Here is an 8,536-nt window from a genome sequence, read left to right as displayed (position 1 = left end):
CGGCGGCGGCATGCCGAGCTTGTCGAGCGCGCGCGCCACGCGCTCTTCGAAGATGTTCTCGAGCTTGCCCCACTGGCCCGCGGCCTTGGTGCCGAACTCGTTCGCGAAGCCGGCCATGCGGGCCTGGGCCTGCGACAGGGTTTCCTCGGCCGCCTGCTGGGTGCGCTTCTGCATGCCGGCGCCGTCCTTGACCAGCGACTCGAAGGCCTTGCTGCCCTCCTGTTGCATCTTGGCGAAGGCGCCGAGGCCGGCCAGCCAGATCTGCTGCGCGGAATCCTTGATGCGGTCGGAGGTCTTGTCGAAGCGGTCGTCGTCCTGGGTGGCCATGTGCGGTCCGAAGGGGTGGGAAGCGGGAAAGGGGCGGTCTGCCGGAAACCGCCGAACTCTAGCCGCGCGGGCCGCGTGCGGTTAGAGCCTTTTGCCTATTCGGGTCTTTGGCGGGTCTTCGCGGGTCCTTGGCGGGCCGCTCAGGGGTTGCCCGAGGCCGCGCGGCTCGCGTCGAGGTGCGCCCGCGCGCGCTCGGCCAGCGCCATCTCGCCCGGCGTGCCCGGCACGTAGGCCTCGACCGGCAGCGGCCGGCCGTGCGAGTCGACCGAGACGAAGACGATCAGGCACTCGGTGGTCTTCTCCATCGCGCCGCCCTTCATGTCGCCGCTGCGCACCTCGACCGAGATGTTCATGCTGGTCTTGCCGGTGTAGGCCATGCGCGCCTCGACCTCGACCAGGTCGCCGATCATGATCGGGCGGTGGAAGCGGATGCTGCCGATGAAGGCGGTGACGCAGTAGCGCTTGGCCCAGCTCGTAGCGCAGGCGTAGCCGGCCTCGTCGATCCACTTCATGACCGTGCCGCCGTGGACCTTGCCGCCGAAGTTGACGGTGTTGGGCTCGGCGAGGAATCGCAGGGTGATGGAAGACATGCTGTGCCTTTGTGCTTTCGGGAAGGGGCCGTGGGGGGCCGGGACGTGGGGGAGGCGATTATGCGAGGGCGCGCATGACGGTTCGGCCGCCGCCCGTCGTCCAGGCATGCCCGCCGGGCCGCAAGCGCCATGCCACCGCTCAGGCCGGGCCCGCCGCCTCGCCTTCGTTGAACAGTTGCGCCAGCGTGCGCCGCAGCCAGGCATTGCCGGCGTCGGCATGGAAGCGCTCGTGCCAATGCTGCTTGACCGCGTACGAGGGCAGCTCGAACGGCGGCTCGAGCAGCTGCACCGGCTCCTGCGTGGCCAGCACCTGGCCGAGGATGCGCGGCACCACCACCAGCAGTTCGGTGTGGGCCACGATCCGCGCCACGCTGAGGAAGCTCGACAGCCGCGTCACCACGTGGCGCCGCAGCCCGAGCCGCGCGATGGTCTTGTCGACGATCGCATGGCCGGTGCCCGAGGAGGCCACCACCGCGTGCGCCTCGGCCTCGAAGCGCTTGCGCGTCAGCCGGGCGCCCACGCGCGGATGGTTGCGCGCGGCCAGGCAGACGAAGTTCTGCATGAACAGCGTCTGCTGGTAGAAGCCGGCCTCGAGCTGCGGCATGAAGCCCACCGCGAGATCGACCGCGCCGTCCTCGAGCCGGCGGCCGCTCTCGGTCGAGATGATCTCGGTCTCGATGCGCACGCCCGGCGCCACGTGCCGCAGGTGGTCGAGCAGGCCCGGCAGCAGCACCACCTCGCTGATGTCGGTCATGCAGATGCGGAAGCTGCGCTCGGCCGTGGCGGGGTCGAACACCGCGCGGCCGCCCTTGGCGCGGTTGAGCCGGTCGAGGATGTCGAGCACCAGCGGCTGGGTCTGGCGCGCATAGGGCGTGGGCTCCATGCCGCGCGAGGTGCGCACGAACAGCTTGTCGCCGAAGTGGGTGCGCAGCCTGGCGAGCGCGGTGCTCGCGGCCGACTGCGAGATGCCCAGCCGCTCGGCGGCGCTCGAGACGTTGGCGGTCTTGTAGACCTCGTCGAACACCAGCAGCCATTCCAGATCGAGTTGTGCCATGGGCGCGGCCCTCGTGGTCTGCGGCCCGCGGGCCACCATTATCGAAAAACAGGATCGGAGCTATCGCCGGTCCCCCATTGCGCCAATAGTAGTGCGGGCGGATGATTCCGTTGATTCGGAAGTTCTAACCAGGCCGGCGCCCGAAGTCGCCGCCGCGCCATGCACCGCGAGAGACACGCCATGAACCCCTCCACCGCCCGCGCCGCGCCCTCCAATGCGGATGAGCGCCGCGACTACTACGACCGCATCCGCCCGCTGCACCTCACGCCGCTGTGGGAATCGCTGCATGCGCTGGTGCCGCGCGAACCGCAGACGCCCTGCGTGCCCGCGCTGTGGCGCTACGACGAGATCCGCCCGCTGCTGATGGAGTCGGCCGACCTCATCACGGCCGAGGAGGCCGTGCGCCGCGTGCTGGTGCTCGAGAACCCGGCGCTGCCCGGCAACTCGTCGATCACGCAGTCGATCTATGCCGGGCTGCAGCTGATCATGCCGGGCGAGGTGGCGCCCTCGCACCGCCACGTGCAGTCGGCGCTGCGCTTCATCGTCGACGGCCAGGGGGCCTACACCACGGTGGGCGGCGAGCGCACCACCATGTACCCGGGCGACTTCATCATCACGCCCTCGTGGGCCTGGCACGACCATGGCAACGAGGGCATCGAGGGCGTGGTGGAGCCGGTGGTCTGGCTCGACGGCCTCGACATCCCGATGCTGCGCTTCTTCGACGCCGGCTTCGCCGAGAACGACGACGCCAAGGTGCAGCACGTGGCGCGGCCCGAGGGCCACAGCCTCGCGCGCTTCGGCCACAACATGGTGCCGGTGCGGCACGACCATGCGTCGCAGACCTCGCCGATCTTCAACTACCCCTATGCGCGCAGCCGCGAGGCGCTGGCCCAGTTGCAGAAGCAGGAAGCGCCCGATGCCTGGCTGGGCCACAAGCTGCGCTACATCAATCCGCTGACCGGCGGCTCGCCGATGCCGACCATCTCGACCAACCTGCAGCTGCTGCCGAAGGGCTTCGCGGGCAAGACGCACCGCGCCACCGATGGCACGGTCTACAGCGTGGTCGAGGGCCATGGCAGCGCCGAGATCGCGGGCCAGCGCTTCGAGTTCGGGCCGCGCGACACCTTCGTCGTGCCCTCGTGGGCGCCGCTCACGCTGCACGCACCCAACGGTGACTGCGTGCTCTTCAGCTTCTCGGACCGGCCGGTGCAGCAGGCCATGGGGATCCTGCGCGAAGCCTTCCTCGAGAACGCCTGAACCCCGGCCCCTTTCGTTTTCTTCCTTTCCCTCGACCGTTGCCGCCCCATGCGGCAGGAGCCCTCATGTCCTTCGTCTTCACGCCCCCTTCCATCGTCGGCCTGCCCATCGTCGGCAGCGACAAGCAGTTCCCCGTGCGCCGCGTCTACTGCGTGGGCCGCAACTACGCGGCCCATGCGCGCGAGATGGGCTTCGATCCCGACCGCGAGCCGCCGTTCTTCTTCTGCAAGCCCAACGACGACGCCTCGGTGGTGCCGGTGGCCGAGGGCGCGACCGGCGCCATTCCCTATCCGGCGCTGACCGCCAACTACCACTACGAGGCCGAGCTGGTGGTGTCCATCGGCAAGGGCGGGCGCGACATTCCGGTCGAGCAGGCCGCGAGCCACATCCACGGCTATGCCGTCGGCCTCGACATGACGCGCCGCGACCTGCAGATGAAGATGCGCGAGCAGGGCCGGCCCTGGGAGATCGGCAAGGCCTTCGACTTCTCGGCGCCGATCGCGCCGCTGCGCACGCTGGCCGAGGTGGGCGAGATCGATGCCGGCGAGATCCGCCTCGAGGTCGACGGCGAGGTGCGCCAGAAGAGCGACGTCACGCACCTGATCTGGTCGGTCAACGAAGTGATCGCCAACCTGTCGACCCTGTTCGCGCTGCAGCCCGGCGACCTGATCTTCACCGGCACGCCCGAGGGCGTGGGCGCGGTGAAGCCCGGCCAGACGATCAAGGTCAGCATCGAGCGGCTGCCGTCGCTGAGCGTGCGCATCGACTGAGCGAGCCGCGCATGAGCCCGATCCCTTCCCCCACCGTGCTGCTGGTCGGCGGCGGCATCGGCGGCATGGCCGCCGCGCTGGCGCTGGCGCGCCTGGGCGTGTCGATCGACCTGCTCGAGCAGAGCGCCGCCATCGGCGAGATCGGCGCCGGCCTGCAGCTCGGCCCCAATGCCTTCGCCGCGCTCGACGCGCTGGGCGTGGGCGAGGCGGTGCGCCGGGGCTCGGTGTTCACCGACCGGCTGGTGATGATGGACGCGGTCGACTGCTCGGAGGTGGCCTCGGTGCCGGTCGGCGAGGCCTTCCGCGCGCGCTTTCGCAACCCCTACGCCGTGAGCCACCGCGCCGACCTGCACGGCGCGATCCACGAGGCCGTGAAGCAGCATCCGCTGATCCGCTTCCACACCTCGGCGCAGGTCGAGAGCCTCGACACCCGCGGGCAGGGCGTGGTCGCGGTCACGCGCGACGGCCGGCGCTTCCAGGCCGATGCCATCGTCGGCTGCGACGGCGTGAAGTCGGTGGTGCGCGCCGCGCTGATCGGCGACGCGCCGCGCGTCTCGGGCCACGTGGTCTACCGCGCGGTGGTGCCGGCGGCCGACATGCCGGCGGCCCTGCGCTGGAACGCGCCCGTGGTCTGGGCCGGCCCGAACTGCCACCTGGTGCACTACCCGCTGCGCCATGGCGAGCAATACAACCTGGTCGTCACCTTCCACAGCCGCGAGCGCGAGGAATGGGGCGTGACCGACGGCAGCAAGGAAGAGGTGCTGTCGTACTTCGAGGGCGTGCATGCGCGCCCGCGCCAACTGCTCGATCGCCCGACCTCGTGGCGCCGCTGGAGCACCGCCGACCGCGATCCGGTCGAGCGCTGGAGCGAGGGCGCGGCCACGCTGCTGGGCGATGCCGCGCATCCGATGATGCAGTACCTGGCGCAGGGCGCCTGCATGGCGCTCGAGGACGCGGTGACGCTCGGCGAGGCCGTGAAGGCCTGCGACTTCGACCTGCCGGCCGCCTTCAGGCTCTACGAGGCGGCGCGCGTGGCGCGCACGGCGCGCGTGGTGCTGTCGGTGCGCGAGATGGGCCGGCTCTACCATGCCAAGGGCGTGGAGCGCCTGGTGCGCAACAGCCTCTGGCCGGGCCGCACGCCCGAGCGTTTCTACGATGCGGTCGAGTGGCTCTATGCCTGGCGGCCCGAGCGCTGCCTGGACGACGCGCCCGAGGCGCTGCGCCCGTCGGCACGGCCCGAGGCCACCGCGCTTTCGCCGCACTGACACCCGACGCCTTCAAGATCCACAACCATCGAGGCCCCAGGCCCACCGGAGACAAACGACCATGAACTTCCCGCGCGCACTGCTGACCGGCCTTCTCGCCCTGACCTCGCTGGCCATGGCCGGCGGCGCGGCGGCCCAGGCCGGCGACTATCCGAACAAGCCCGTGACGCTGGTCACGCCCTTCGCGGCCGGCAGCGGCCCCGACGCGGTGCTGCGGCTGGTCTCGGACAAGCTCTCGCGGCTGTGGAACCAGCGCGTGCTGATCGACAACCGGCCCGGCGGCGGCGGCTTCATCGCCATCGACCAGGCCCGGCGCGCCGCGCCCGACGGCTACACCCTGCTGCAGCTCGACAGCGAGCACGTGGCCGCGCTGCCGCACCTGTACAAGTCGCGCAACTTCGTGACCTTGCAGCACTTCGACCCGGTGGCCTCGCTGTTCCGCACGCCCTTCTTCGTGGCCGTGGGCAGCGATTCCAAGTGGAAGAGCATGGGCGACCTGATCGCCGCCGCCAAGGCCGATCCCGACGCCATCGTCTACGGCTCCTGGGGCGTGGGCAGCCCGGGCCACCTGGGCGCGCAGCAGCTCGAGGCGCTGACCGGCATCCGCATGCGCCATGCGCCCTACCGCGAGGTCTCGCAGCTGTATTCGAACGTGGGCACCGGCGAAGTGCCGTGGGCCTTCGCGAGCATCCCCTCGAGCCAGGGGATCTACAAGGCCGGCAAGCTGCGCTACATCGCCGTGGCCGCGCCGAAGCGCATCCCGCAGATGCCCGATGTGCCGACCATGGCCGAGGCCGGCGGCCCGGCCGGGCTGGAGGTCAACTCCTTCGTCTCGCTGCTCGCGCCCAAGGGCGTGCCGGCGGCCATCAAGGCGAAGATCAACGCCGACGTGGCGAAGGTCATCGCCGACCCCGAGATCCGCGCCCGTTTCGACACCTTCGCCTTCGAGCCGCTGGCCTGGTCGCCCGAGGAGATCGAGCGCCAGGCCGAGGCCAAGTCCAAGGTCTACGGCGAGCTGGTGCGCAGGGGCAACATCAGCCTCGAATAGCGGCCCGTGCCTTGCTTGGGGCAGTTAAGCTGCCCGCCTGTTTTGACACTTTTTGACATTTCTTCCTCCATGCAAGCCACCAAGAGAGCCCTCCTGATCGCCTGCGGCCTGGCCGCCGCCACGCTGCCGCTGGCCGCGAGCGCGCAGGCGCCCGCCTGGCCCACCAAGCCCATCCGCCTGCTCGTCGGCTTCCCGGGCGGCTCCACGCCCGACATCGCCGCGCGCACCATCGCCGAGCCGCTGTCGAAGGCGCTGGGCCAGCCGATCGTGGTCGACAACAAGCCCGGCGCCTCGGGCAACATCGCGGCCGACACGGTGGCCAAGGCCAGCGACGACCACACGCTGGGCGTCGTCATCAACGGCAACCTCACGTCGTCGAAGCTGCTCTATCCGAAGCTGCCCTACGACCCGGCCAAGGACTTCACCTACCTCTCGCTGCTCGCGACCGCGCCGCTGGTGCTGGTGGCGCAGAACAACCTGCCCTCGGGCGAGGCCTTCTTCGACGCCGGCCGCAAGGCGGGCAACAAGTGGAACTACGGCTCGGTGGGCATCGGCTCGGTCGGCCACCTGGGCATGGAACTGCTCAAGAGCCGCGTGCCGGGCTTCAACCCCGAGCACGTGCCCTACCAGGGCAATCCGCAGGTCATCACCGGCATGCTCGGCGACCAGATCCAGATGGGCCTGATCCCGCCCGGCGTGGCGATGCCGCAGATCAAGGCCGGCAAGCTCAAGGCCATCGGCCTGACCGCCGGCCGCAGCGCGCTGGTGCCCGAGGTGCCGCCGCTGGCCAACGCCGGCGTGCGCGACTTCAACCTCGAGGTGTGGGTGGCGCTCTTGGGCCCGGCCAACCTCTCGAAGACCGCGCAGGCGCGCATCGGGCGCGAACTCGAAGCGGTGATGAAGCAGCCCGAGGTGCGCCAGAAGCTGTTCGAGCAGGGCTGGCAGGCCGTGGGCACCTCGCCCGACGGCATGCGCGCGCGCGTCAACGACGAGGCCGCGATCATGACCAAGATCATCTCGACCAAGGGCATCACCCTCCAATGACGGCTGCAATGACGATGGCCGAGCCGTCGCGCTCGCTGCCGGTGTTCGGCAGCTACGACGTGGTGGTGGTCGGCGGCGGTCCGGCCGGCATCGCCGCCGCCGTGAGCGCCGCGCGCCATGGCGCCAGCACCCTGCTGGTGGAGCGCTACGGCTTCCTCGGCGGCATGGGCACGGCGGGCGGCGTCACCAACTTCGCGGGCCTGTACGGCAAGCGCCGCGGCCAGATGACGCAGCTGGTGCGCGGCGTGGTCGACGAGCTGGTCGAGCGCATCGTCGCGCTCAACGGCATGAACGATCCGCAGGACGGCATGGGCGGGCGCATCCGCGTGCGCTCGTACGACACCTCGGCCTACAAGCTCGCGGCCGACCAGTTGCTCGAGGCGGCCGGCGTGAAGCTGCTGTTCCATGCGCTCGCGGCCTCGGTCATCCACGACGGCGAGCGCATCGCGGCGCTGGTGGTCGAGACCAAGTCGGGCCGGCAGGCGATCCGCGCCAATGCCTTCGTCGACGCCAGCGGCGACGCCGACGTGGCGGCCTTCGCGGGCGTGCCCTTCGAGGTCGGCGACGGCCACGGCAGCGGCCTGTTCCCGACCACCATGTTCCGCATCGGCCAGGTCGACGCGCCGGCCGCGCTCGAGGCGGTGGGCGAGTTCAAGGCCATCAACGACTTCATGGCGCGCGCCGAGGCGAGCAAGCCCGGCGCCTACCGCTTCCCGCGCGAGGGCGCGATCCTGCGGCCCAACAAGGACCCGCGCGAATGGCGCGCCAACGTCACGCAGATCCGCAATGCCCAGGGCCGCGCGATGAACGGCGTCGACGCGCGCGAACTCACCGAGGGCGAGCTCGAGGGCCGGCGCCAGATCGCCGAGTACTTCCGCTTTCTCAAGGCCGAGGTGCCGGGCTTCGCGCAGTCGGCCATCGTCGAGATCGCGCCGCAGGTCGGCATCCGCGAGACGCGGCGCATCCAGGGGCTGTACGCGCTCGAGCGCGAGGACATCCTGTCGTCGGCGAAGTTCGACGACGCCATCGGCCTCAATGCCTGGCCGATGGAGATGCATGCCGATGGCCGCATCGAGTGGGCCTTCCCGCGCGATGCCGACAACGCCTACAACCACCTGCCCTGGCGCATGCTGGTGCCGCGCACGGTCGCCAACCTGCTGGTGGCCGGCCGCTGCGCCTCG

Annotated in this window: 9 protein-coding genes; 6 read left to right on the top strand and 3 right to left on the bottom strand. The window is 70.5% G+C overall.

Going from position 1 to position 8,536, the window contains the following annotated elements; translation table 11 throughout:
• The 3 genes from AC27VN_RS24560 to AC27VN_RS24550 all read right to left on the bottom strand — a co-directional run.
• Positions 1 to 327: phasin family protein (locus AC27VN_RS24560; protein WP_490878203.1), on the bottom strand; the 327-nt coding region annotated here is incomplete at its 3' end.
• Positions 328 to 467: 140 nt separating this feature from the next.
• Positions 468 to 917, bottom strand: coding sequence for an acyl-CoA thioesterase (locus AC27VN_RS24555; protein WP_203203155.1), 450 nt, complete (start codon positions 915 to 917; stop codon positions 468 to 470).
• Positions 918 to 1,056: 139 nt separating this feature from the next.
• Positions 1,057 to 1,971 (bottom strand): LysR family transcriptional regulator, encoded by a 915-nt coding sequence (locus tag AC27VN_RS24550; RefSeq protein WP_093354468.1) that lies wholly within the window; start codon positions 1,969 to 1,971, stop codon positions 1,057 to 1,059.
• Between the two features lie 180 nt (positions 1,972 to 2,151).
• On the opposite strand from AC27VN_RS24550, the gene gtdA reads away from it, so the two are divergent.
• The 6 genes from gtdA to AC27VN_RS24520 form a co-directional block, all read left to right on the top strand.
• Positions 2,152 to 3,228: a gentisate 1,2-dioxygenase gene (gene gtdA, locus AC27VN_RS24545; protein WP_490878202.1), complete on the top strand. Its 1,077-nt coding sequence runs from the start codon at positions 2,152 to 2,154 to the stop codon at positions 3,226 to 3,228.
• Between the two features lie 65 nt (positions 3,229 to 3,293).
• Entirely contained in the window at positions 3,294 to 3,998 is a 705-nt protein-coding gene (locus AC27VN_RS24540) for a fumarylacetoacetate hydrolase family protein (RefSeq protein ID WP_490878201.1), read from the top strand.
• An 11-nt stretch (positions 3,999 to 4,009) separates the two neighbouring features.
• A complete protein-coding gene (locus AC27VN_RS24535; RefSeq protein ID WP_490878200.1) occupies positions 4,010 to 5,263 on the top strand; it encodes a 3-hydroxybenzoate 6-monooxygenase in 1,254 nt (417 codons plus the stop codon).
• A gap of 61 nt (positions 5,264 to 5,324) precedes the next feature.
• Positions 5,325 to 6,311, top strand: coding sequence for a Bug family tripartite tricarboxylate transporter substrate binding protein (locus tag AC27VN_RS24530; protein ID WP_490878199.1), 987 nt, complete (start codon positions 5,325 to 5,327; stop codon positions 6,309 to 6,311).
• Between the two features lie 69 nt (positions 6,312 to 6,380).
• Positions 6,381 to 7,355, top strand: a complete 975-nt coding sequence (locus AC27VN_RS24525; protein ID WP_296779052.1) for a Bug family tripartite tricarboxylate transporter substrate binding protein — start codon at positions 6,381 to 6,383, stop codon at positions 7,353 to 7,355.
• A partial coding sequence (locus AC27VN_RS24520) for an FAD-dependent oxidoreductase (RefSeq protein WP_490878198.1) occupies positions 7,352 to 8,536 on the top strand: 1,185 nt, incomplete at its 3' end. The genes AC27VN_RS24525 and AC27VN_RS24520, both read left to right, overlap by 4 nt.

This window comes from Variovorax sp. 20P10.2.4 (assembly GCF_058244205.1).
This window is presented reverse-complemented; position numbering and strand designations above follow the sequence as displayed.

Bases quoted from the DNA above. Each gene is read 5' to 3' on its own strand.
- AC27VN_RS24555 (WP_203203155.1), bottom strand. From the start codon at position 917: ATGTCTTCCATCACCCTGCGATTCCTCGCCGAGCCCAACACCGTCAAC.
- AC27VN_RS24550 (WP_093354468.1), bottom strand. From the start codon at position 1,971: ATGGCACAACTCGATCTGGAATGGCTGCTGGTGTTCGACGAGGTCTAC.
- gtdA (WP_490878202.1), top strand. From the start codon at position 2,152: ATGAACCCCTCCACCGCCCGCGCCGCGCCCTCCAATGCGGATGAGCGC.
- AC27VN_RS24540 (WP_490878201.1), top strand. From the start codon at position 3,294: ATGTCCTTCGTCTTCACGCCCCCTTCCATCGTCGGCCTGCCCATCGTC.
- AC27VN_RS24535 (WP_490878200.1), top strand. From the start codon at position 4,010: ATGAGCCCGATCCCTTCCCCCACCGTGCTGCTGGTCGGCGGCGGCATC.
- AC27VN_RS24530 (WP_490878199.1), top strand. From the start codon at position 5,325: ATGAACTTCCCGCGCGCACTGCTGACCGGCCTTCTCGCCCTGACCTCG.
- AC27VN_RS24525 (WP_296779052.1), top strand. From the start codon at position 6,381: ATGCAAGCCACCAAGAGAGCCCTCCTGATCGCCTGCGGCCTGGCCGCC.